Annotated in this window: 23 protein-coding genes; 14 read left to right on the top strand and 9 right to left on the bottom strand. The window is 30.6% G+C overall.

The window, feature by feature from the left end; genetic code table 11:
- Positions 1–16: 16 nt before the first annotated feature.
- The 4 genes from Q4Q34_RS13375 to Q4Q34_RS13360 all read left to right on the top strand — a co-directional run bounded on the left by Q4Q34_RS13375 (position 17) and on the right by Q4Q34_RS13360 (position 3,312).
- The gene (locus tag Q4Q34_RS13375; protein WP_303315991.1) at positions 17–1,336 is read left to right on the top strand and encodes a DNA recombination protein RmuC; all 1,320 of its coding nucleotides are present in this window, start codon (positions 17–19) and stop codon (positions 1,334–1,336) included.
- Between the two features lie 116 nt (positions 1,337–1,452).
- Positions 1,453–2,082: a transcriptional regulator gene (locus tag Q4Q34_RS13370; RefSeq protein ID WP_303315993.1), complete on the top strand. Its 630-nt coding sequence runs from the start codon at positions 1,453–1,455 to the stop codon at positions 2,080–2,082.
- Positions 2,079–2,771, top strand: a complete 693-nt coding sequence (locus tag Q4Q34_RS13365) for a DUF3307 domain-containing protein (RefSeq protein ID WP_303315994.1) — start codon at positions 2,079–2,081, stop codon at positions 2,769–2,771. The genes Q4Q34_RS13370 and Q4Q34_RS13365 overlap by 4 nt, the downstream gene beginning before the upstream one ends.
- Positions 2,772–2,775: 4 nt before the next feature.
- On the top strand, positions 2,776–3,312 hold the full coding sequence (locus Q4Q34_RS13360; RefSeq protein WP_303315995.1) for an acyl-CoA thioesterase: 537 nt from the start codon (positions 2,776–2,778) through the stop codon (positions 3,310–3,312).
- 6 nt (positions 3,313–3,318) lie between these two features.
- On the opposite strand, the gene Q4Q34_RS13355 is transcribed toward Q4Q34_RS13360, so the two are convergent.
- The 3 genes from Q4Q34_RS13355 to Q4Q34_RS13345 are packed head-to-tail and all read right to left on the bottom strand — an operon-like array spanning position 3,319 to position 7,287.
- Positions 3,319–5,835: a TonB-dependent receptor plug domain-containing protein gene (locus Q4Q34_RS13355; protein WP_303315996.1), complete on the bottom strand. Its 2,517-nt coding sequence runs from the start codon at positions 5,833–5,835 to the stop codon at positions 3,319–3,321.
- A complete protein-coding gene (locus tag Q4Q34_RS13350) occupies positions 5,819–6,730 on the bottom strand; it encodes a FecR family protein (RefSeq protein ID WP_303315997.1) in 912 nt (303 codons plus the stop codon). The genes Q4Q34_RS13355 and Q4Q34_RS13350 overlap by 17 nt, the downstream gene beginning before the upstream one ends.
- A gap of 32 nt (positions 6,731–6,762) precedes the next feature.
- The gene (locus tag Q4Q34_RS13345) at positions 6,763–7,287 is read right to left on the bottom strand and encodes an RNA polymerase sigma factor (RefSeq protein WP_303315998.1); all 525 of its coding nucleotides are present in this window, start codon (positions 7,285–7,287) and stop codon (positions 6,763–6,765) included.
- Between the two features lie 154 nt (positions 7,288–7,441).
- Between Q4Q34_RS13345 and Q4Q34_RS13340 the strand changes: the two genes are divergently transcribed.
- The 6 genes from Q4Q34_RS13340 to Q4Q34_RS13315 all read left to right on the top strand — a co-directional run bounded on the left by Q4Q34_RS13340 (position 7,442) and on the right by Q4Q34_RS13315 (position 11,714).
- Entirely contained in the window at positions 7,442–8,470 is a 1,029-nt protein-coding gene (locus Q4Q34_RS13340) for a hypothetical protein (protein ID WP_303315999.1), read from the top strand.
- A 142-nt stretch (positions 8,471–8,612) separates the two neighbouring features.
- Positions 8,613–8,987, top strand: coding sequence for an OB-fold protein (locus Q4Q34_RS13335; RefSeq protein ID WP_303316000.1), 375 nt, complete (start codon positions 8,613–8,615; stop codon positions 8,985–8,987).
- A 21-nt stretch (positions 8,988–9,008) separates the two neighbouring features.
- Positions 9,009–9,728 carry a T9SS type A sorting domain-containing protein gene (locus Q4Q34_RS13330; protein WP_303316001.1) on the top strand — a complete coding sequence of 240 codons (720 nt, stop codon included), beginning with the start codon at positions 9,009–9,011 and terminating at the stop codon, positions 9,726–9,728.
- A gap of 29 nt (positions 9,729–9,757) precedes the next feature.
- Positions 9,758–10,606 carry a DUF5777 family beta-barrel protein gene (locus tag Q4Q34_RS13325; RefSeq protein WP_303316002.1) on the top strand — a complete coding sequence of 283 codons (849 nt, stop codon included), beginning with the start codon at positions 9,758–9,760 and terminating at the stop codon, positions 10,604–10,606.
- Positions 10,607–10,649: 43 nt separating this feature from the next.
- Positions 10,650–11,018 (top strand): c-type cytochrome, encoded by a 369-nt coding sequence (locus Q4Q34_RS13320; protein ID WP_303316003.1) that lies wholly within the window; start codon positions 10,650–10,652, stop codon positions 11,016–11,018.
- A gap of 147 nt (positions 11,019–11,165) precedes the next feature.
- On the top strand, positions 11,166–11,714 hold the full coding sequence (locus tag Q4Q34_RS13315) for a YceI family protein (RefSeq protein WP_303316004.1): 549 nt from the start codon (positions 11,166–11,168) through the stop codon (positions 11,712–11,714).
- A 28-nt stretch (positions 11,715–11,742) separates the two neighbouring features.
- Here the strand turns inward: Q4Q34_RS13315 and carB are convergent, their stop codons facing one another.
- Positions 11,743–14,598 (bottom strand): carbamoyl-phosphate synthase large subunit, encoded by a 2,856-nt coding sequence (gene carB, locus Q4Q34_RS13310; RefSeq protein WP_303316005.1) that lies wholly within the window; start codon positions 14,596–14,598, stop codon positions 11,743–11,745.
- A gap of 114 nt (positions 14,599–14,712) precedes the next feature.
- Positions 14,713–14,874, bottom strand: coding sequence for a 50S ribosomal protein L34 (gene rpmH / locus Q4Q34_RS13305; RefSeq protein ID WP_042244185.1), 162 nt, complete (start codon positions 14,872–14,874; stop codon positions 14,713–14,715).
- Between the two features lie 302 nt (positions 14,875–15,176).
- Here rpmH and Q4Q34_RS13300 point away from each other — a divergent pair, with 302 nt between their 5' ends.
- Complete coding sequence (locus Q4Q34_RS13300) at positions 15,177–15,752, top strand: tetratricopeptide repeat protein (RefSeq protein ID WP_303316006.1); 576 nt, start codon at positions 15,177–15,179, stop codon at positions 15,750–15,752.
- A 44-nt stretch (positions 15,753–15,796) separates the two neighbouring features.
- Here the strand turns inward: Q4Q34_RS13300 and Q4Q34_RS13295 are convergent, their stop codons facing one another.
- Positions 15,797–16,723: a lytic transglycosylase domain-containing protein gene (locus tag Q4Q34_RS13295; protein WP_303316007.1), complete on the bottom strand. Its 927-nt coding sequence runs from the start codon at positions 16,721–16,723 to the stop codon at positions 15,797–15,799.
- Positions 16,724–16,758: 35 nt separating this feature from the next.
- A complete protein-coding gene (locus tag Q4Q34_RS13290; protein ID WP_303316008.1) occupies positions 16,759–17,424 on the bottom strand; it encodes an alpha/beta hydrolase family protein in 666 nt (221 codons plus the stop codon).
- 192 nt (positions 17,425–17,616) lie between these two features.
- Between Q4Q34_RS13290 and Q4Q34_RS13285 the strand changes: the two genes are divergently transcribed.
- The gene (locus Q4Q34_RS13285) at positions 17,617–17,913 is read left to right on the top strand and encodes an N-acetyltransferase (protein WP_135876996.1); all 297 of its coding nucleotides are present in this window, start codon (positions 17,617–17,619) and stop codon (positions 17,911–17,913) included.
- Positions 17,914–17,993: 80 nt separating this feature from the next.
- Here Q4Q34_RS13285 and Q4Q34_RS13280 read toward each other — a convergent pair whose 3' ends face one another.
- Together Q4Q34_RS13280 and mtaB are read right to left on the bottom strand one after the other, a co-directional pair.
- Positions 17,994–18,497 (bottom strand): hypothetical protein, encoded by a 504-nt coding sequence (locus Q4Q34_RS13280; RefSeq protein WP_303316009.1) that lies wholly within the window; start codon positions 18,495–18,497, stop codon positions 17,994–17,996.
- Between the two features lie 108 nt (positions 18,498–18,605).
- Positions 18,606–19,946: a tRNA (N(6)-L-threonylcarbamoyladenosine(37)-C(2))-methylthiotransferase MtaB gene (gene mtaB, locus Q4Q34_RS13275; protein WP_303316010.1), complete on the bottom strand. Its 1,341-nt coding sequence runs from the start codon at positions 19,944–19,946 to the stop codon at positions 18,606–18,608.
- Between the two features lie 148 nt (positions 19,947–20,094).
- Between mtaB and Q4Q34_RS13270 the strand changes: the two genes are divergently transcribed.
- Both Q4Q34_RS13270 and Q4Q34_RS13265 read left to right on the top strand, forming a co-directional pair.
- Positions 20,095–21,252 (top strand): ATP-binding cassette domain-containing protein, encoded by a 1,158-nt coding sequence (locus Q4Q34_RS13270; RefSeq protein WP_303316011.1) that lies wholly within the window; start codon positions 20,095–20,097, stop codon positions 21,250–21,252.
- 10 nt (positions 21,253–21,262) lie between these two features.
- Entirely contained in the window at positions 21,263–23,026 is a 1,764-nt protein-coding gene (locus Q4Q34_RS13265; protein ID WP_303316012.1) for a hypothetical protein, read from the top strand.
- The last annotated feature ends 11 nt before the right edge of the window (positions 23,027–23,037 follow it).

The following is a 23,037-nucleotide window of genomic DNA, read 5'->3' as shown; positions in this document are numbered from 1 at the left end:
ATATATTTTTAGATACATGAATGACAACCTTATTCTTATAATTTCTATACTTATTTCCGCAGCAATTGGCGGTTATTTAGGCATCTTATTCACTAAACTAAAAAGTAAAAGCGAGAAAAGCACGCTGGAAGAACGCCAAAATCAAATGCATGTTACGATTGATGAGTTAAAGCAAAATTTAGGTAAAGTTGAAAGTGAACGTGAAGAGATAAGAAGAGAAAAAGAGTTTTTAAATGCTAAGTTAACCCGAAAAAATACGGAGTATGAAAACCTGCAACAATTAAATTTAAAACGTGATAAAGAGATAGAGGAGCGTCAGGAACAATTACGTAAAGATTTTGAGTTATTAGCTACCAAAATATTAGATGAAAAGTCTGAAAAATTCACACTTCAGAATAAAGAAAATATCAAAAATATTTTAAGTCCTCTACAAGAAAAGATACAAGGTTTTGAGAAAAAAGTAGAAGCATCGCAAAAAGAAAGCATCAGTATGCATTCTGCTTTAAAGGAACAATTATTAGGCTTAAAAGATCTTAATCAACAAATGACTAAAGAGGCTACCAACCTAACCAAAGCCTTAAAAGGAGATAGCAAAATGCAAGGAAATTGGGGCGAATTGGTTTTAGAACGTGTTCTTGAAAAATCCGGATTAGAAAAAGACAGAGAATATTTTGTACAACAAAGCTTTACTTTAGATGATGGCTCCAGGGTCTTACCCGATGTCGTTTTACATCTTCCAGATAGCAAAAAAATGATTATTGACTCCAAAGTATCATTAACAGATTACGAACGTTTGGTAAATGCCGAAGATGACGATAAAATACCATTCTTAAAAGCACATGTTAACTCTATCAAGAAGCATGTCGATCAACTTTCGGAAAAAAATTACCAGGATTTATATGATATTGAATCGCCAGACTTTGTACTCATGTTCATTCCTATAGAACCAGCTTTTGCTGTTGTAGTAAATGAAGATAACTCCATATACAATAAAGCGTTCGAGAAAAACATTGTTATCGTAACACCATCTACCTTATTGGCCACACTTCGTACCATCGATACCATGTGGAATAATGAAAAGCAACAACGAAATGCTATAGAAATAGCTAGACAAGCTGGTGCCTTATACGATAAATTTGAAGGCTTGGTAAAGGATTTAACAGGTGTTGGTAAAAAAATTGATGCAGCAAAAAATGATTACTCTGCAGCTATGAATAAGCTAGTTGATGGTAAAGGTAACCTAGTTACAAGTGTTGAAAAACTTAAAAAAATGGGAGCTAAAGCTAAAAAAGCATTGCCAGAAGCCATTATAAAGCGTGCCGAAGAAGATAATTAATAATTTTTATTTATCACACAATAACATGATATATTAAATTATCACGTAATAACGCGATATATTTGTTTATCACGTAATAATGTGATATATTTGTTTATCGCATAAAAACGTGATATATGATATCGAATACAATAACAAGTGTTATAACGGGTGATATTATTAAGTCTAGAGCCCAAGTAAACCCAGAAATCTGGATAAAAGTACTTAAGGGAGCATTAGATTATTTAAGTAATGATAAAGCGTATTGGGAAATATATCGTGGAGACAGTTTTCAAATAGAAATTAAAGATATTCGTTCCAGTTTTATAGCTGCTTTATATATAAAAGCCAGTATAAAATCTATTCATGGTTTAGATGTGCGCTTAGCTATTGGTATTGGCAATAAAACTTATGAAGGCGAAAATGTAACAGAATCTAATGGAGAAGCATTTATATTTTCCGGAGAAACACTGGAAACATTAAAAAAAGAAAAACAAAACCTTCGGATTAAAACAAATTATTCTGAGATAGATAACGAGCTTAATTTATACTTCAAGTTAGCGTTGATAACCATGGATAGCTGGACGACCAACTCTGCTGAAATAGTTAAACTAAGTATTGAAAAGCCCGATACACTACAAAGTAAATTAGGTAAACTTATCGGCATTAATCAAAATGCTGTAAGTTCTAGACAAAAACGAGCGCACCTAGACGAAATTATGGAGCTAGACCATATGTACAGACAAAAAATAGATACTTTAATATGATACTACTTAAACTTTTATTAGCCCATCTAATCGGTGATTTTTTTCTGCAACCCCAAAAATGGGTGAAGGAAAAAGAAAAGAAAAAATTAAAATCCCCAAAGCTATATATACATATATTAATTCATATTATACTATTAATAGTATTACTTTGGGATATATCGCTATGGCCGTTTGTACTAATTATAAGTATTTCTCATTTAATTATTGATGGCTTAAAACTTACCCTTCAAAATGAAAAAACAAAACGATTGTTCTTTTTCATAGATCAACTATTACACATATTAGTGATTATTGGGTGTTATTTTTTCTATTCAGATAATACATTTAATCTAAAACCTTATATAACAGAAAATAACCTTTTGTTGCTAATCTGTTTATTATTTTTAACAATTCCTGTCTCTATAATTATGAAAACCATTTTTTTAAAGTGGAATATTTCAGAACTTACTAAAAATAATGATTCCCTTAAGGATGCCGGTAAATATATTGGTATTTTAGAGCGTATTTTAGTGTTTATATTTATAATTGCTGGTCATTGGGAAGCTGTAGGCTTTTTAATTACAGCAAAATCTGTTTTTAGGTTTGGAGAGTTAAAAGACAGACAGCTTACAGAATATATTTTAATAGGCACTTTAATTAGTTTTGGAATATCAATAACCACGGGTATTATATACTCTGTATTAATTTAAACACATGTTTAAAAGCATAAAAGAATCTCAAATTACCATTTCTGAATTAATGTTACCATCGCACTCTAATTTTAGTGGAAAAATTCATGGTGGCTATATTTTAAACTTAATGGATCAAATAGCATTTGCTTGTGCATCAAAACATTCTAGAAATTATTGTGTTACGGCATCTGTTAATAAAGTAGATTTTTTAAACCCCATTGATGTTGGCGAATTAGTAACACTAAAAGCATCAGTTAATTACACAGGTAGAACCTCTATGGTTATTGGTGTTCGCGTTGAATCGGAAAATATTCAAACAGGCAATAAAAAACATTGTAACTCTTCTTATTTTACAATGGTAGCCAAAGACGAATCTGGAAAAAATGTGCCTGTACCTGGTATTATATTAGATTCAGAACAAAGTATTCGTCGTTTTTCAAGAAGCATTACCAGACAAGCACAAGCTAAGAAAAGATCCAATAATTTTAAAGCTTCAGAGTTTAAAATGGAGGATTATATAGAAATTTTAAAAGATCATAATGCTAAAGTTGAACTATAATCTAGACTAAAAATAAACTCTAAAAACAGCATTAGGAGTAAGCCCCAAAGATTTCTGCACTGTTTCCATAATAGTTTCATCTTTTACACGATAAAAATTATTAATTTCATTTTCTTTATCTAAAACATTCCAAACCGATACACCTAAATTCGCCCTTGTTTTATCGCTGAATTTAAAGTTATAAATTGCAGAAATATCCAATCGCAAGTAATCATCTAAATTTGAGGTATTAGTCGCTTCATAATTCACTTGCTCATCAATAATTTGATTTTCAAAAACAGGTTGTGTAGTAGGCTTTCCTGAATGCCAATTTAAACCTGCAGAAAGTTTTAGGTTATTTAATGCATAGGTCATTCCTAAAGTAGCAGTATGCGAAATATTATAATTACCAGGAAAATAATTTGTTTCTAATTCTTTAAAAAGGTAGCGGTTGTCCATATAAGAATAACTCAACCAGGCACTAAATTTTTCAATATGCTTTCTTAACAATATATCTAAACCTTTTACATCATAACGGCCATGACTTTTAATAAATTCATATTGATTTTGAAACCCCTGACTTTGGGTCGTAATACCATCAACAATTTTATAAAAACCATCTATATCAACTAGCCATCCACTATAATTATAATTTAGTCCCATAGAAACTTGTTTACTTGTAATAACTGGAATTTCTTTATCATTTGATAATTGCCACCTACGTTTTTCAATTCCTAAAAAATCATTTTGAAAATTAATGACCTGTGATGTATTTTGATGCTTGTATTCTGCAAGAATTTCAAGAGCAAAATGCTTAAAAAATTGGTGGCTAAAACTTAATCGAGGTTCCCAAATAGATTTATTAAATTTACTAATATAGTTGTATCTAAGTCCCAAATTCAAGTTCGTTTTATTGTTTAAAGTTTTATAAGCCACTTGAGAAAAAACACCATGGGTTCTTACGACTTCTGAAACTAAAAATCTAAATAATGGATTATCTACATCATCTAGATTAGTGACTTCAGTCTCAACAAAATGATAACCATTTAAAAGTTCTAGTCTATTATTTAATTTATAATTCACTTTAAGTTTTGTACTGGTTTCCGATACTATATTCTCTTGTAAAAAACGCTGTGAATCAAGTATATTGGCATTTACAGCTCTAAGCTTATAATCCGTTTCGTAAATTTCAAAATCTGTTTTCAACTTATCATTCCATATTCTATTGTAATGTAAAGCTCCGGCAATGCTATTCTGAGTTAATTTACTATCACGCGACTCCTCTTCTTGGTTTATTATAGCATTTTCATTAAACCGAAGTTGATTATGAACATTAATAAAATTAACTCTCAACTTGTCCCTATCACTTATATTATAAATCCATCTGAGCGACGTATCATAAAAATCAAAAGTTTTATCAGTATTTGTTATCGTTGTGGCATTTGATGCGACTTCTGTATTTTGTGAAATTCTATCAAAAAAAGCAGTGTAAGTTGGCGTTTCAAAAAAATCACTAATAGATTTTCTTGCCGCTACTTGTATGGAAGATGATTCATTAATCGGAATATCCGCAAAGCCATTAGCATCTGTTAAATTAACTCCAATTACACCTTTAAATGCTCTATTTACTTCATGATTGGTTTGCATATCTATAGTTCCAGAAACACCATCGGTATAACTAACATCGTTCCCACTTTTTCTTAAAGACACTTTTTGAGTAATATGTGGGTTATACATAGAAATTAAACCAAAAAAATGTCCAGATTGATACATTTTTATATCATCCCAAAGAATTAAATTCTGATCGTGAGTTCCGCCTCTTATATTAATATTTGAAACTGTTTCATTAACACTTTGAATGCCTGGAAATGCTTGAACAGATTGCAAAACATCATGATCAATCAATCCTGGGAGAATATCTAAATTAGAAAAATCTATCTGAAATGAACCGTTATCTATTTTATTAATACCACTTGTTATATAGTTTGAAATGATAACTTGAGGCAATAGTTGAAAATCTGATTGTAAATACACATCCTTACAGCCAGATACTTCAAATTGATTATACGGTTTCATAATTGTTTTATACCCTAAATACCGTATCGTAATTAACTGTAATGGGTGTTTAATTTTAATTTGAAAAAAACCATTTTTATCACTGGTGGTAGAACTGTCTGAAGTTTGAATTGTTGCAGAAGGCAATACCTCTAAATTATCTTTTCTCTTAAGGTATCCACATAATATAATACCTGTTCTTGGTTTAATAAGAATAAAGTTATCGTTCATTAAGCTAAATGATAAGCCTGTATTACTTTCCAGATACCTTAAAGCTTCTTGCAGCGATAAATTTTTAGATGGTGGTTTTAACGAAACACCTTCAATAACATCCTCTGCATAGTTAAACTGAACATGATACACTTTTTGAAGTGATGTAATTATTTGAGATAATGTTCTTGAACTGGTAGTATGTTGAGCACAAATACAATTAGTAATAAAAAACAAGAGGCTAAAAAAAATAGCAGTTTTTTTAATTCTCTTTTCCATGTATTATTACCAAGTTTGAAGCACGTAATTCAAAAGTCAAATTCATTGGCTGCGTGATAGAAATTAATGCGTTTTCAAGTTTTCCGTGCACAAATCCTCCCGTGAATAGTCGGTTAGCATCAATCTCTTTAAAAGTAACCTTTATATTATATTGTCGTTCCAATTCTGCTAAAACTTCTTTAAAAGGAACGGCTTCAAAGTTACTTATATTATGAGTCCATTTTGGAGATGACACTGTAGTCTTTGTTTCGGAAAACGTTCCATTCAAAATCCGAAAAACATCTCCTGCATGTAGTTGTCTTGTAATGGTGTCTGATGTTACTTTAACGACCCCCTCAAAACATTTAACTTCAAAATAGTGATCACGCTGTTTCACATTGAATTGCGTACCAACCACCGTTACTATACCATCATCTGTTTTAACATCAAAAACACTGCCTGTTGCAACTTTGAAAAACGCTTCACCTTCAAGTTCAAGAGTTCTTTTTTTATTCCAATTTCCAGCATTAAACCATACCTCTGTTAAAGCATTTAATTCAACTCTTGAATGATCTGGAAGCTCTATAGTCGTTTTTTCACTTGCCATAGTTTCAAAATGCGTAAGCTTATTGAAAAAAAATGTAAAATAGATTCCTAAACCTACTATAATAACACAAGCTACTTTTAATAAAGGATGCAACCAATGTAACTTTTTAACAGGTGTTTTATACAAATTATAGCGTTGTTTGAAATCCTGAAAACTATCTACTTCAGAAAAATTAGAAAGCTTGAAATGTTTCGCAGCATCAATAATATATTGATTAAACTGGGCATCATCTAACTTGCTAAATGCTTCTTTTTCAGCATCAGTCAAGCCACCTTGTAACCATTTTTCAAGTAAATAATCTTTGTCCATTATATATATAACAACTTCACTTCTATTTCTCCTTATTTTATCTTAAATCCTTTCAATTCTTTTTTCAGAATATTGAAAGCACTATAGATTCTATATTCAACAACTTTTTGGGTTACTCCTAACATCTCTGCAATTTCACTATGTTTCTTTCCTTCTGTTTTATTTAACAAAAAAGCGACACGTTGCTCTTCATTCAAACTAGTCAACACCTCATTATAACGTTCTAAAAACTGTTCTTCTTCTAAAATAAACTCTGGAGTTTCGTATGTATAGTCTTTAGGTTGTGTTTGTTGATGTTTTAAAACTACTTTTTGATGTTTAATATCATTTAGCATCATATTATTAGCCACAGTATACAGAAAAGACTTCGCTTTACTTAATGTTACTTTTTTACAATTACTCCATAATTTTATAAAAGCATCTTGAATTTTATCATTTGGGTTACATTGTTCTCCATATTTATAATACAAATAAGCATGTAAATCTTTAGAGTATTTATTATAAATACGTTCAAAAACTACTTCTTTACAAATTGAATCGTTGAGGTCTTTTTCCAAAATATTTTTTTGTGCTGCTAAAGTTATATAAAAATTTATTTAAAAAAATGAGGAGTTTATAAACTTAAGTTGTTATAGATATAACTTATGTATAGAAAAAGAATTGATGAACAAACTATTTAAGATCTATTTTATATTCTCAATCGCAGTCATAATGCTATTAAATTCTTGCAGAACTGAAGAAAGAGAACTAATAAAAGCACCCGAAGATGAAGTTTTGGTTGCTGACTCAAAAATTGCTGACTTAATGTTAAAAACTGTAAGTAACGATGGGTCTAATGATAACATCATTGATAAATCTAACTGCTTTAATATTGATTTCCCTTTGACAGTAACCGCAAATAATCAGAATATCAATGTTACTTCTAAAGAGGATTATAAAATTATTGAATACATTTTTGATGAAGATGATGATGATATAGATGCTCTTGATATTACGTACCCCATTATCATAAACCTTAAGGATCACTCTAAAGTAACAATAAACAATGCCACCGAACTATCAAGCTATTCAAACAATTGTAAGGGTGAAAATGAAGAAGATGATGACATTGAATGTCTGGATTTTAAATACCCAATAACAGCATCTGTCTTTAATACAAATAATGAACTTATTGATGTTATAACTATAAATTCTGACAATAATTTATTTGAGCTCGTTAGCAGTTTAAGTACAAGTGATTACGTAACAATCAATTTCCCTATTACTGTTCTTCTTCTTCTTGATGATACCGAAATAAGCGTTAATAATTTAGTAGAATTGGAAACTATTATTGAGACTTACAGTAATGATTGTGATGAAGATGATGACTATGATTATAATGATGATGATTGTGATGATTGTGACACTGTTCAATTAACCGATGTTTTAACAACTTGTAGTGACTGGACTGTTGATAAGCTAGAACGTAACAGTAATAACCTTGACAATGTATATGCTGGTTATACATTTAATTTCTTTACAGATGGTACACTATCTGTTTACTGGGCAAATACAACCGTATTCGGTACTTGGGTAGCAAGTGGTATAGCAAATGGTATTACAGTAACAATAAATGTCCCTGGTCTACCATATTGCAATAACGACTGGATATTACATGAAATATCGAAATATACCGAAACCAAAATAGATTTAAGAGTTGGTGGTGATGATAGGTTACGGTATGATAATGGTTGTAATTAATTAAAAAAATAAAAAAAGCTAGTAGAAATACTTTTTATGAAAAAGAAAAATTTCATTGGTCAAATGTGCTTTATCAAAAACCATTTGGTTACTAGCTAAACTGCTTCAACCCCAGTGTTGAAGCAGTCTTTAAACTTATAATATGAAAAAGTGGATAATTTTAATAATTCTTATATGTTTCTGTATTGGTGCTTATCTATATATATACAAAGACCACAGAAATATTGAAACTGAAGCTCCAGTTTTTGTAGTTACAGCAAATTCGATTGGTTCTGAGTTTTCAAAAGGATCTTTAAAATCAGAAAAAAAATACCTCAATAAAACTATAATTGTCTCTGGTATTATTTCTGAAATCAATCAAAATGATTTGACTATAAACGATAAAATATTTTGCCAGTTTAGCAAGATTTTAAAACAATCTCTAAAGATAGGGTCCGAAATAAAAATCAAAGGACGTGTAATTGGTTATGACGATTTATTGGAGCAAATCAAATTAGACCAATGTATAATTGAATAAAAAATAATTAAAAAAACTATTATGAAAAAAATATTACTTGCTTTATCCTTCTTAGGAATACTTAGTTTAAATGCCCAGATTAGAATTAAAATGGTAGACCCTTCAGACAACACAGTCATACTCCGTAATTATGGTGGGAGTACTGTAGATGTATCCACTTATTGGTTTTGTAACTTTCCTGCATATGCACAAATAAGTGGCATGACTATTAATTCAGGATCGACAAACCTTGCTTCTGGAGAAGAGGTCAGTATTACCAGCTCTGTAAATTTTGACACAGCAGATGCAGAATTCGGGCTATATACAACAGACTCCTCATTTTTTGCTGATGATATGATAGATTATTTACAATGGGGTTCTGCAAGTCACCAACGTGAATCTGTTGCTAATGCTGCTGGGATATGGGTTACAGGTACTTTTTTATCTGTATCACCACCTTTTGAATATACCGGAACTGGTTCTGAAAACGGTGTTGCCAATTGGGGAACCACATTAAGCATAAACAACTTATCTGTAAATAGTTTTTCATTGTCTCCCAATCCATCATCATCAATATTATCCTTAAAATTTCCACAAGTTATTAGTGATGGAACGCTTAGTATTTATAATGTTTTAGGTGAAACTATTCTTAACAAAAAACTATCTCTTAATAATGCTCTTGAAATTGATGTTTCTAATTTTAGTCAAGGTCTGTATTTAATAAAAATAAATAATCAAGTAAAACGCTTTATAAAACGTTAAAAATTAACCAACACAAAAATTTTATGTATATGAACAAGGTACTACTAATTCTTATTTGCTTTCCTTTTCTTATGTTTTCGCAAGAAGACTTATTAGACGAAATAGATACAGAATCTACTGGTTCGCAACACGCTACCGCCGCTTTTAAAGGTTTAAAAATTGTGAATTTTGAATCTACAAAGTTGGTAGCAAAAAAGGAACTCACTTTTATAGTATCTCACCGCTTTGGCAGTTTAAAAAATGGTATTGATACTTTTTTTGGATTGGATGAAGCTGTAACACGATTAAATTTTGTTTATGGTATTTCTGATGCAATTAATGTAGGTGTATCCAGAAGTTCCTTTTTTAAAATTTACCAAGCATCGGTAAAATATAGACTTCTCAGACAAGAAAATAATGGCTTCCCTTTTACAATTGTTGGTTATAATGCTATTTTGGTCAATACTGCTCTGGAAGAACAAGACTTACCTCTAATTGAGTTTAAGGATCGTCTTGGATATACTGCTCAATTACTAATATCCAGAAAAATTAACACAAATTTTTCGGTGGAGTTAGCACCTACTTTTTTTCATGACAACTATGTTTCTGTTAACGAGCAGGACAATAGCCAATTTGCATTAGGTCTTGGTGGACGCTATAAACTTAGTAAACGATGGTCTATAAACGCAGATTATGGTTTACACTTGAATAGAGCCGACAATTCGCCTTTTAAAAACCCGTTATCTATAGGTATAGACATAGAAACAGGAGGTCATGTATTTCAAATGCACTTCTCTAATGCTCAAGCCATGAATACCAATGGTTTTCTAGGGCAAGGAAATGGAGATTGGAGCGATGGGGATGTCTATTTCGGGTTTAATTTAAGTAGAAGATTTTAATCAGAATTATAAAAATGATAATTAATTAATAAAAAAAGTAGCTATGAACTTAAAAAAAATAATTTACACCTTGGCAATCTCTGTATTGCTTTTCAACTGCTCTAGTAATAGCAATGATGACCTTACTCCTGATCCAGACCCAAATCCAGATCCAGACCCAACTACAAAGGTTACTTATGATGCAAATGTACAAAGTATTATAAATAATAATTGTGCACAGTGCCATGGTAATCCAACTGCCAATGGAGCACCATTCTCTCTAGTAACCTACACTAGTGTTAGAGATAGAGTTGATGCAATATTGTCTAGAATTAACAATGCTTCCAGCCCTATGCCTCCTAGTGGGCAAATGCCTTCAGCTAATAGAAATTTGATTCAACAATGGAAAGATGATGGTCTTTTGGAAAATTAGTTTCTATGCTATGATTTAAAATGATAACAACTTGTAAAATCATAATGAACTGTTATAACTAAAATAATTACGCATAGTAATAATTAAATAAACTTTACACCTGTCCATAAGACAGGTGTAAATCATAAAAACAACAATTATAATCACATGAAAAAGTTAATTTATTTTTTCGCCTTTATAAGCTTAAATTGTCTTGCGCAAAACAAATACTTAACAAAAATTGGACAAGTAAATTTTGAAGCTTCTGTACCTTCTTTTGAAGAGATAAAAGCCAACAATAATACAGTCACTGCCATTTTAAATTCCGAAAATGGTGAATTTGCTACATTAGTACTGGTTAAAGGGTTTCGATTTAAAAATGCGCTCATGGAAGAGCATTTTAATGAAAACTATGCTGAATCTGATACATATCCTAAAGCTACTTTTAAAGGTAAAATCGTTAGTTTTTCTTTTAATGAATTATCAGAAACACCTAAAGTCTTTAAAATTAATGGAACATTAACGTTTCATGGAAAAACAAATCAATTAGAGAATATGCCTTTGGAAATTTCAAAAAGTGGTGAAGGCAACATTATAGTTTCTGGAACATTTACTGCTAATCCAGCAGACTATGATATTAAAATACCTAAAGTTGTCAGGAATAAAATTGCCGAGAGTATAGAGGTTCTATTTAACTTCCAATTGAAGAAGAAATAAAAAATGCCGCTTTTAGCGGCATTTTTTATTATTTACTTAAGTACATTTTCCGTCTGGAATATAGATCGTAAAATTCATCATCTTTTAAACTGTCAATGAATAATATACTTTCGCCAGTACTTTTCATTTCTGGTCCTAATCTCTTATCTACATTTGGAAACTTATTGAAAGAGAATACAGGTTGCTTAATGGCATAACCTTCTAACTGTGGTTTAAAATCAAAATCAGTTACCTTTTTCTCTCCTAACATCACTTTTGTTGCATAATTCACATAAGGTTCTTTATATGCTTTTGCAATAAAAGGCACCGTTCTAGAAGCTCTAGGGTTAGCTTCGATGATATACACGATATCATCTTTAATAGCAAACTGAATATTAATTAAACCAACAGTGTTCAATGCTCTAGCTATAGTATGTGTATGATCGATGATTTGCTGCATTACCAAAGCTCCTAAATTAAATGCTGGTAAGGTAGCATTAGAGTCTCCAGAATGTACACCGCATGGTTCTATATGTTCCATGATTCCAATAATATAAACATTCCCATCAGCATCACAAATAGCATCTGCTTCTGCCTCAATCGCTCCGTCTAAATAATGGTCTAATAACAATTTATTGTTAGGCATTCTTCTTAATAAATCGACTACATGCTCAATCAAATCTTCTTTATTGATAACAATTTTCATCCCCTGTCCTCCTAAAACATAAGATGGTCTAACTAAAATTGGGAAATCTAATTTATCAGCTAACTCTAAGGCTTCATCGGCATTTTCTGCAATTCCAAACTCTGGATAAGGAATATTGTTTTCTTTTAATAAGCGAGAAAAGCTTCCTCTATCTTCAGCTAAGTCTAAAGATTCAAAACTAGTTCCAATAATTTTAATACCATATTTGGTTAACTTTTCAGCTAATTTCAATGCTGTTTGTCCTCCTAATTGAACAATGACTCCTTCTGGTTTTTCATGACGAATAATATCATAAATATGTTCCCAAAAAACAGGTTCAAAATATAATTTATCAGCCGTATCAAAATCTGTAGAAACCGTTTCTGGATTACAGTTAATCATGATCGTCTCATAACCACATTCAGCAGCCGCTAAAACGCCATGAACGCAACAGTAATCAAACTCGATACCCTGCCCTATTCTGTTTGGTCCAGAGCCTAGTACAACAATTTTCTTTTTATCACTTACAATACTTTCATTATGAGTGTATACTTCTCCAGAAGCCGTCTCAACCATATTTTCAAATGTAGAATAGTAATATGGTGTTTTGGCTGTAAACTCAGCAGCACAAGTATCAACTAACTTAAATACACGCTGAATATTAAATTCATCTCTCTTATTATATACCTGACTTTCCAAGCATCCTAACATATGTGCAATCTGACGGTCACCATATCCTTTTTGCTTCGCTTCTAATAATAACTCTCTATCAAGAGTATCAATAGTATAAGTAGATATTTCTTTTTCTAATTGAAATAATTCTTCATATTGCTTTAAGTACCACATATCAATTTTTGTGATATCATAAATCTGGCTTAGTGGAATTCCCATCGCAATCGCATCGTAAATAACAAAAACACGATCCCAAGAAGCGTTGGTGAGCTTGTCAATGATTTGGTTGTAATCTTTATAACCTTTTCCGTCTGCTCCTAAACCATTTCTTTTAATCTCTAAAGATTGGGTCGCTTTGTGTAAAGCTTCCTGGAAAGAACGTCCAATTCCCATAACTTCTCCAACAGCCTTCATTTGTAAGCCTAAAGTTCTATCAGAGCCTTCAAATTTATCAAAATTCCAACGTGGAATTTTTACAATAACGTAATCTAAAGTAGGCTCAAATAAAGCCGAAGTAGATTTAGTTATCTGATTATCTAATTCATCCAAAGTATAGCCAATAGCAAGCTTTGTTGCTATTTTAGCAATCGGATAACCCGTTGCTTTACTTGCTAATGCTGAAGAACGTGATACACGCGGATTTATTTCTATAGCAATAATGTCTTCTTTTTCATCTGGACTTACAGCAAATTGAACATTACATCCGCCTTCAAAATCACCGATACTACGCATCATTTTAATGGCCATATCACGCATCTTCTGATAGGTTCTATCACTCAAAGTCATTGCTGGTGCTACTGTAATAGAATCTCCTGTATGAATTCCCATTGGATCCATATTCTCTATAGAACAAATAATGACAACATTATCATTTTTATCACGAAGTAATTCCAATTCGTACTCTTTCCATCCCATCATTGCTTTATCAATCATCACTTCATGGATTGGAGAAATTTCTAACCCTCTACGTAATAATTTATCAAAATCTTCTTCTTCATAAACAATCGCTGCTCCTGCTCCTCCTAATGTGTATGATGCTCTAATACAAAGAGGGAAGCCAAATTCTTGAGCAATTTCTTTTCCTTTTAAGAAAGATGTTGCCGTAGCTTGTGGTGCCATACCAACACCTATTTTTCCCATTAATTCTCTAAACTGCTCTCTGTCTTCTGTAATATTTATAGCATTAATATCAACACCTATCAGTTCAACTCCAAAATCTTTCCAAATTCCCTTTTCATCAGCCTCTATACATAAATTTAAAGCTGTCTGACCTCCCATAGTTGGTAAGACGGCATCAATTTGTGGATGCTCTTTTAAAATTTTGATAATAGATTTGGTATTGAGAGGTAGCAAATAAACATGATCTGCCATGGAAGGATCTGTCATGATAGTTGCAGGATTGGAATTAATAAGAATTGTTTCAATTCCATCTTCTCTAAGTGACCTTAAAGACTGAGATCCTGAATAATCAAATTCACATGCTTGTCCAATAACTATAGGACCTGACCCAATAATTAGTATCGATTTTAGGTTTGATTTTTTCGGCATTTTTTACTTGTTATGTGGATATAATATAATTAGTTACAAAAATAATACTCATTAGATATAAAAAAAGGCGTTACACTTAAGTAACACCTTTAAATTATCAACAATTGTTAATCATTATTTCTTATGTCTAGTTTCAGATGACACAGATAATCTTTTTCTTCCTTTAGCTCTTCTACGAGCTAATACCTTTCTACCATTAGCAGAAGCCATTCTTTCTCTGAAACCGTGTTTGTTTCTTCTCTTTCTTTTAGAAGGCTGAAATGTTCTTTTACTCATTATCTTGTATCTTTAAAATCTGAATTGTATTTTTCTATAAGTGTTTGGACCTTCTCCAAAACCGAGGGCAAATATACAAAGCCTTTATTACTTTGCAAACCATTTTTGAAAAAATATTTTCATTTATTTTTTTGGTTAAAATATTCTAATAAAACCTTTCTCTATTTAGCCTAATACCTGCTTTTTTGTTAAATGTCTATGAGTTACTTTTAATAAAAATTTAGTTTCTTTGCAGTCTAGAACAAAAAGAGACCTTATTTAGCATATAAAAAACGTCTTTTCCTTATTATAAACTTATTAAAATGTACAATAAAATTATTAAACTTATTATAGCAGCAGGCATTATTGCTTATGCTGTTTATCAATTTACCGAAGGGTATATAGGTAATGGTATTATGCTTATATTACTTTCTTTAATTTTTGTGTTCCTTTATTTTAAAAATGAGTTTATTTTATTAGCTTTTCTAAGATTACGTAAACAAGATTTTGATGGTGCTAAAAAGTGGCTTAACAAAATTAAAAATCCTGAATCTGCTTTAGTAAAAAAGCAACAAGGATATTATAATTATTTACATGGTATCATGGTTTCTCAAAGTAATATGAATGAAGCTGAAAAGTATTTTAAAAAAGCTATTTCTTTAGGGTTGTCTATGGACCATGATTTGGCTATGGCTAAATTGAATTTATCTGGTATTGCTTTTTCTAAGCGTAGAAAGCAAGAAGCCCAAAAACTATTATCTGAGGCTCAAAAATTAGACAAACAGGGTATGTTAGCCGATCAGATAAAAATGATGAAACAAAATATGAAACGTTCTCAAATGCCTAATCAACATTACGGTAGCGGTGGTTCTATAAGAGCACAAAAAAGAAGAGGATAATTATTAATTATCCTCCGTCTACGATTAAATTTATTGGTATTCTTTTATTGTACATCATAATATCCCTTTTTAGGAATATCAATAGTATACAACTTCTTTGATTTATTATTTAAATGTGATTCTCGCAACCAAGGGTTATGAAGTTTTAATATTTTGTAGTTAATACCAAAACTTTCAGCAAATTTTGGAAAATCAGTAATTGCTGTATCAACAGCTACTTTATAAGTAGGCACATTGTTATACAAATCCTTATCCCTAAAGTTAAAGCCATATTTGGCTGGATTAGATAAAATTTCTTTTAATGCCACGATTCTAAAAATATAGCGCCCCGTTTCTTCAATAAGCAACAAATCGTAATAACTTGATACATTTTGTTCCTTCAATTTTCTGGAAACACCAGCAACACCAGCATTATAAGCAGCCGCGGCTAAGGTCCACGACCCTAATTTCTTTTTAGATCTTAATAAATATTTACACGCTACTTCTGTTGCTTTTTCTAGATGGTAACGTTCATCAACATTATCATTTACTTCTAAACCATTTTCTCTGCCTGTAACTTTCATAATTTGCCAAACACCTCTAGCACCTGCAGGAGATACGGCGTTTGTTAAGCCACTTTCTATGACAGCCAAATACTTAAAATCATCTGGAATGCCATGCTTCTCTAAAATAGGCTCTATAATTGGAAAATATTTTTTGGCGCGTTTAAACATTAAAAGTCCATTAGATTGCCAATATGTATTAACCAATAGCTCTCTATCCATTCGTTCTAAAATATCTGGATTTTTAAGTGGCATTGGCTCTCCAGCAAAATTTAAATCATCTGGAACTTGTAACGCATAAACATTATAATCGTTAATTAGTTTTTTTTCGAAATTCTCATCTGTTGGGGCATCTTGTAAGGCATAAATAAATAAGGCCGATAAACTTAATAATCCCACAAACGCTAATACTTTCTGTACTATCTTCATTTTTAATAAGTTTTGTTTAAAGGTAAAATTTTTATTTAGTTTTCTAAAATTATACGAGGTAAATTCTCATTAAACCACTTAAACTTATTAATAATCATAATATGTGTACCTTTTTTTATAGTGATGCAGTTTGTTATATTTTTAATAGGGAACACACTATCGCTATCCCCATGAATATGTACAATATTTGGTAGACTTTCATCCTGATTCCAACAGACCATTTGCTTAATAGCCCAACTTAAATATTTGCTATCATTAACAGATAAATATTTCTTATACAAATCCATTCGTTTTTTAATACTGCTATCAAAAGCATATTTTGCAAGTAAATCAATACTACCAGCCAATTGTGTTGGTACTAATGCATAAGCTTTCATTTTCTTAGCTAGTAGCATATGTTTAGGCAGTTCGTGCATGGACTTAACACTAGATACTATAATGAGTTTTCTAACATGTATATGCTTACTCATTTCTTGCACCAAAACACCTCCAAAGGACACACCAAGTAACACAATATTTTCATGTTTTATATGGTTAGTCATTCGTAATGCATAATCACTAATAGATTCATTATTAATTGGTAACATCCACTCAAGTAAATGAATCTTAAATTGATCCTCTGGTAATTTTATATGTTCAAAAATTATAGGGTTTGCAGCCATTCCCGGCATTAAATAAACATGTATTATTTCTTCGTTCATTTGTACTAAAATAGAATTTAATAAAAAACTGTTTTCTAAATTCAAATAAAGCCTATTCTAAAGGTTTATTTTATAAGGTATTAACCCTTTTTTATCTTTAAAATAACAATTATTTTTTGTACTTTTGCAAAACAAAGTTATATAAATAGTGCTCACTATTTAAGATTTCTAAGAAACAAAACAAAAATTACCATGGTTGAAGCTGCAGAACTAATTGATAACGATTTTCTACGTCAATTTGAAATAAAAATTGATAATCATTTAGCAAAAATTGAATATTCTTTACAAGAAAGGAAAATTTTTCTAACCAAACTAATTATTCCAGAAGGCATTAAAGACCAAGAATTTAGCAAAGAGTTTTTAGAAGCTGTTTTCGAACAAATTCAAGAACGTAATTTAAGCGTTGTACCAACAAGCCCTGAAATTGCTAAGTTTGTGAGAAGCAATAGGAAATATAAGCGTATGCTTCCTGTTGGAGTAAGAATTTAATTTTTTAAACAAAAATAATTATAAAAAAATCCGAAGTAGTAATTTCGGATTTTTTTATTTCCTGCAAAAATGCTACTTAATTATTGTTTGGTATACACCAATGTTAAATCCTTAGTAGCTACTATCTCAGTAAAGTCTTCATTATATATTTTTATCGATTCTTTAATCAAGCGAAATAATTGATTATCGACAATAGCAGATTCTTTATCATTAAATATCACAGTATCTATATTTTTTTGAGAATATGTTGTTGCAAAACCAATAACACCTTCCTTATCACATCTTACATCAAATACGTACTTATCTGTAGTTCCTTCCTGTAAAGCAATATCAATATCTGGGTTAAAGGTTTTATTGGAAGATACAACACCTTCAGTTTCAAAAATTAAAGTTTCATTGCTTATACATTCAATTTCGTCTAAAATATTAGTATTAACAATACCATCATTATTCATATCAAATCCATCTGCAACTTCCCAAGCTGTTAATTTCCATGTACCAACAATAGACAAGTCATTACTTTCCTCTTCCGAGCAACTCGTAATAAGTAATGTAAAGCATAAAATAAAAAGAAACCTATTCATTTGGGACATGATTAACTCGTATAAAAATATATCGTGTCATTTTATTTGCACAATAAATAAGTCAAAGTGAACAAAACTCTAGCTAATATGCAAGATTACTATAGTTTCTTAGTTTGAAACCACTTTTGCAAACTCAAATCTCACCAAGCCATCATCATCAATTCTTGTAAGTTCTACATGATGTAATGTATTAATCAGATCAGGATTCCAAGGGGTTTTTACTTTAATGTAGTTTTCAGTAAACCCATGAATGTAGCCTTCTTTATTTTCGCTTTCAAACAAAACAGTTCTGTTGGACCCAATTTGGCTTTCATAAAAAGCACGACGTTTTTTAACTGATAAACCTCGTAACATTTTACTACGCTTACTTCTTATATTGTTAGGCAATACACCATTCATTTCTGCTGCTTCTGTATTATCACGCTCTGAGTAGGTAAACACATGTAAATATGAAATGTCTAATGCATTTAAAAAATGATACGTTTCTAAAAAGTGTTCGTCCGTTTCTCCAGGAAATCCAACAATAACATCGACACCTATACAAGCATGTGGCATAACCTCTTTTATTTTAGAAACACGATCTACATACAATTCCCGCATATAACGACGTTTCATTTTTTTAAGAATCTCGTTACTCCCAGACTGTAATGGAATATGAAAATGAGGTACAAAAGCTCTCGATTTAGAGACCAAATCAATGGTTTCATTTTTTAAAAGATTTGGTTCTATAGACGAAATCCTTAATCGCTCAATACCTTCAACATGATCTAGCTTAGTAACCAAATCTAAAAACGTATGCTCATGTTTTTTATTACCAAACTCGCCTTTACCATAATCACCAATATTAACCCCAGTAAGAACAATTTCTTTTATGTTTTGCTTAGAAATCTCCCGAGCATTTTTTAAAACGTTTTCCATGGTATCGCTTCGCGAAATACCACGTGCTAAAGGTATTGTACAATAAGTACATTTGTAATCGCAACCATCCTGAACTTTTAAAAATGCTCTCGTTCTATCTCCTATGGAATAACTCCCTACATAAAAATCGGCATCTTCAATCTCACAAGAATGTACCTGTCCAACCCCTCGACTGCGCTCGGGATGACTAAGCAAATCGTTAATAAAAGCAGTAATGTTAAATTTCTCAGTAGCTCCTAAAACTAAATCCACACCATTTACATCTGCCAATTCTTGAGGCTTTAACTGAGCATAACATCCCACCGCTGCAACAAATGCATCTGAATTGGCTTTCTGTGCTTGTTTTACTATTGTTTTAAAACGTTTGTCTGCATTCTCGGTAACCGAACAAGTATTAATCACATAAATATCTGCCTTTTCAGAAAAATCCACACGATCAAAACCTTCATCTGTAAAATTCCTGGCAATAGTCGATGTCTCTGAAAAATTCAGTTTACAGCCCAAGGTATAAAATGCGACTTTTTTCTTCATTTTTTCTTCTTCATTTCCTTTTATGGTGGAAATGTATATATATTTACAAGCCTTCTAACTTAAAAGCTTGCAAATTTACGCAATTGCTACAAGTAATACAATCTAAGTGCGAAGACTTGAACTAAAAGTTTATAATCTGCAATAACAAATGACAAGAGCCGAAACGCGAATTAAAGAAGTTATTACTTTTCTTGAAAATAAGGATACTTTCTTAGGGTATCGAAAACTCATGGATTGTGCCATAGACACACAAAACTTAGATATTTATAATGATGTTATTGAACTTACCGATTGGAAAGAAAAGTTTCCAAAAGAAGAAGGGGAGCTTATAAAAAGAAGCCTTGAAATTCTAAATAGAATCTCCAAAATTCCAATTGAAGATAATAATACAGAAAAACCCCTTGTAACTGGTTCAAATATTACTAAAAGCTATGGTGCTAATCGTTTTAAGCTAGGGCCTATTTCTATTAATATTCACAAAGGTGATGTTTATGGATTAGTTGGAGAAAATGGAAATGGCAAAACAACACTATTAAGAATTTTAGCTAAAGAACTAAAACATAATGAAGGATCGTTAGAGTTTAATTTCGATAAGGATTTTGGTAACGACTATGATTTGCGCTCTAATTTGGTATATATTCCACAACGAACTCAAAAATGGTATGGCAGTCTTAAGGATAATTTAAAATTTGTTTTATCAAATTATGGCATTAATCCCCAAGAAAATGAAACCAGAGTTTTAATGATGATTGCTCGTTTTGGCTTATGGAATTATAAGCATTTAAAATGGAATGAATTATCTTCTGGGTACAAAATGCGTTTTGAGTTAGCAAGAACACTATTAAAACAACCTGAATTACTTCTTTTAGACGAACCATTAGCTAATCTGGATGTATTAGCACAACAGGTCATCTTAGAAGACTTAAAATCTATTTGTAATTCTATAAATAACCCTATTGCATTAATATTGAGCTCCCAGCAATTGTATGAAGTAGAAAAGGTATCTGATAAAGTAATATATCTAAAGAATGGCGTTCATAAAGAACATGACGATAAAAATGAAGTTACAAATACTGAAAATTATTTAATTGTAGAAATAGACTGTAATTGCGAAAGAGAAAAACTCAAACAAATTTTCACTGATTTATGTCTTGAAAAATTGGTTTTTAACGGAGGTATCTTTATTGCTTATTTTCCTATTGAGATAACTTTTCCGTTAGTCCTTGAAGCTCTGGGAAAATACAAAATAGATGTTATTTATACACGTAATATAACAAAATCCACAAGACGTTTCTTCGTTTCCTAAAGCCAAATCAATGAAAAAATTTATACATAAAACCAATCAATATTTACTTGAAAATCATCCATTAGTTTGGAATACAAAATTATTATGGGTTTTAGCTTTAGCACTAATATTGCATGGTTTATTTTTTGTTTTTGGGTTCTTAGCTATTACTAATCCAGAAGTTTTACATGAATATAGTGCTAAATCTATTTTTTTTGAAAATGGTACTATTTATATCAGCATTATCATATCCATTTTAACGCTTGTTTTATGGCTTATTTTTCTATTTAAAAATAATGCTTTTAAAAGTTTTTATCCTACCTCCCGATTACAATTATTTAAGCAATTTTTAATTTATTTAATAGTAATTTTCTTTTCTACAACATTTTATATTTCACATAATTTCGGTGTTAAATCTTATATCTCTTTTAAATATGACGAAAAAAGTGTAGAAAAAGAAATTATTGCTTCTAATGCCGCTGCATTATTCTTTTCTAAAAACACACTGGACTACACTATCAATCAACGTAGTTACCCAGCCCCTTTCGATACCCTTTATTGTGAAACTTATAATGGAATAACTCAAAAGAAAGATAGTTTATCTTTAAAATTTCTGGATTACAATTACAGATTTTATACACTCTATAAAAAAGATGGTGCCTTAAACCAGATGGCAACTGATAGCTCTTATAAAGGCTATGTGTATTTCAAAACTAAAGACACTATTAGAACTTATTTTTTTAAAGATTCCATTTTTGATGTTTCTAGTTATGTTCAAACAGAGAATCCTAGTTATTTTAATTATTCAAACAATTTTTATCTATCCCAAAAAAATAGATTAGAACAAGAAAATCTCCAATATAATTACACTGAATATAATGACTACGAGTATGAAAAATTTAATTATCGAGCAGGTTACAATAAAAATAACAGACTGTGGAATAAATTAGGTTATGATCTTTTAAAGAGAAACGATCCTAATGAAATTAAAAAAATATTGTCGGATTTTTTAATGATTTGCAATCAATATAAAATTAAGCATAATCTGAATGTCGACAACTGGTTTGACATGGTTTATCACCCAAACGATAACTTCGAATTAAAAAACCTAATCAGAAATCAACCCAAAGAAGAGTTTCAATTTGAATCAAGTACCCCTAAAACTGCTATTGATACTTTTTATAAAGATCATATAACAAATTATTATTTAGACAATGATGCTCTACATAGAGTCTTTGAAAATATTGAAGATATAAAAGAAAGCAATCCCTTATTTAAAACCATACACTTCTTTATATGGTTTGCTTTCTTTTTTTCTTCTTTAGTTTTTATGTTTAGAATTACAGGTTTAAGGCCACTACTATTTACAATTATAAGCATTGGAGTATTAACCATGCTGGTAATATTGTTAACCGTTCTTTATGAATACATAACACGATCTACTGGGAATAGCATTGAGTATTTTGTATCGTATTTAACCTTAGTATTAGGGTCTATTATTTTATCAATTCCCTTATTTTATATAAAAAAAATAAAGAAGTTTATAGTTGCTATATGCCTAAACATATCTATTCTTGGATTTACACTTTATATTTTTCTAATAATTACAATTATATCTTTACACCAATCAGCCGCATGTGTTGAAAATTATTCCTATTATAATAATGATGTTTGTTTTAATTTATTGAGTAGTTTAGGAATGCATTGGAGCTTTATTTTATTTACGATTAATTTACTCTTTATATACTTTTATTCTAAAATTATTAAAAATTGGAAAGCCTTGCCTGAAGGATAAAAAACTACTAT

Origin of the sequence: Flavivirga abyssicola, assembly GCF_030540775.2 — a bacterium.
Lineage (GTDB): Bacteria > Bacteroidota > Bacteroidia > Flavobacteriales > Flavobacteriaceae > Flavivirga > Flavivirga abyssicola.
The sequence above is the reverse complement of the archived record's forward strand: the minus strand, read 5'-3'. Positions and strand labels throughout refer to the sequence as shown.

Excerpts from the sequence above, each read along its gene's own strand:
- Q4Q34_RS13375 (WP_303315991.1), top strand. The coding sequence starts at position 17 with ATGAATGACAACCTTATTCTTATAATTTCTATACTTATTTCCGCAGCA.
- Q4Q34_RS13370 (WP_303315993.1), top strand. The coding sequence starts at position 1,453 with ATGATATCGAATACAATAACAAGTGTTATAACGGGTGATATTATTAAG.
- Q4Q34_RS13365 (WP_303315994.1), top strand. The coding sequence starts at position 2,079 with ATGATACTACTTAAACTTTTATTAGCCCATCTAATCGGTGATTTTTTT.
- Q4Q34_RS13360 (WP_303315995.1), top strand. The coding sequence starts at position 2,776 with ATGTTTAAAAGCATAAAAGAATCTCAAATTACCATTTCTGAATTAATG.
- Q4Q34_RS13355 (WP_303315996.1), bottom strand. The coding sequence starts at position 5,835 with ATGGAAAAGAGAATTAAAAAAACTGCTATTTTTTTTAGCCTCTTGTTT.
- Q4Q34_RS13350 (WP_303315997.1), bottom strand. The coding sequence starts at position 6,730 with ATGGACAAAGATTATTTACTTGAAAAATGGTTACAAGGTGGCTTGACT.
- Q4Q34_RS13340 (WP_303315999.1), top strand. The coding sequence starts at position 7,442 with ATGCTATTAAATTCTTGCAGAACTGAAGAAAGAGAACTAATAAAAGCA.
- Q4Q34_RS13335 (WP_303316000.1), top strand. The coding sequence starts at position 8,613 with ATGAAAAAGTGGATAATTTTAATAATTCTTATATGTTTCTGTATTGGT.
- Q4Q34_RS13330 (WP_303316001.1), top strand. The coding sequence starts at position 9,009 with ATGAAAAAAATATTACTTGCTTTATCCTTCTTAGGAATACTTAGTTTA.
- Q4Q34_RS13325 (WP_303316002.1), top strand. The coding sequence starts at position 9,758 with ATGAACAAGGTACTACTAATTCTTATTTGCTTTCCTTTTCTTATGTTT.
- Q4Q34_RS13320 (WP_303316003.1), top strand. The coding sequence starts at position 10,650 with ATGAACTTAAAAAAAATAATTTACACCTTGGCAATCTCTGTATTGCTT.
- Q4Q34_RS13315 (WP_303316004.1), top strand. The coding sequence starts at position 11,166 with ATGAAAAAGTTAATTTATTTTTTCGCCTTTATAAGCTTAAATTGTCTT.
- carB (WP_303316005.1), bottom strand. The coding sequence starts at position 14,598 with ATGCCGAAAAAATCAAACCTAAAATCGATACTAATTATTGGGTCAGGT.
- rpmH (WP_042244185.1), bottom strand. The coding sequence starts at position 14,874 with ATGAGTAAAAGAACATTTCAGCCTTCTAAAAGAAAGAGAAGAAACAAA.
- Q4Q34_RS13300 (WP_303316006.1), top strand. The coding sequence starts at position 15,177 with ATGTACAATAAAATTATTAAACTTATTATAGCAGCAGGCATTATTGCT.
- Q4Q34_RS13295 (WP_303316007.1), bottom strand. The coding sequence starts at position 16,723 with ATGAAGATAGTACAGAAAGTATTAGCGTTTGTGGGATTATTAAGTTTA.
- Q4Q34_RS13290 (WP_303316008.1), bottom strand. The coding sequence starts at position 17,424 with ATGAACGAAGAAATAATACATGTTTATTTAATGCCGGGAATGGCTGCA.
- Q4Q34_RS13285 (WP_135876996.1), top strand. The coding sequence starts at position 17,617 with ATGGTTGAAGCTGCAGAACTAATTGATAACGATTTTCTACGTCAATTT.
- Q4Q34_RS13280 (WP_303316009.1), bottom strand. The coding sequence starts at position 18,497 with ATGAATAGGTTTCTTTTTATTTTATGCTTTACATTACTTATTACGAGT.
- mtaB (WP_303316010.1), bottom strand. The coding sequence starts at position 19,946 with ATGAAGAAAAAAGTCGCATTTTATACCTTGGGCTGTAAACTGAATTTT.
- Q4Q34_RS13270 (WP_303316011.1), top strand. The coding sequence starts at position 20,095 with ATGACAAGAGCCGAAACGCGAATTAAAGAAGTTATTACTTTTCTTGAA.
- Q4Q34_RS13265 (WP_303316012.1), top strand. The coding sequence starts at position 21,263 with ATGAAAAAATTTATACATAAAACCAATCAATATTTACTTGAAAATCAT.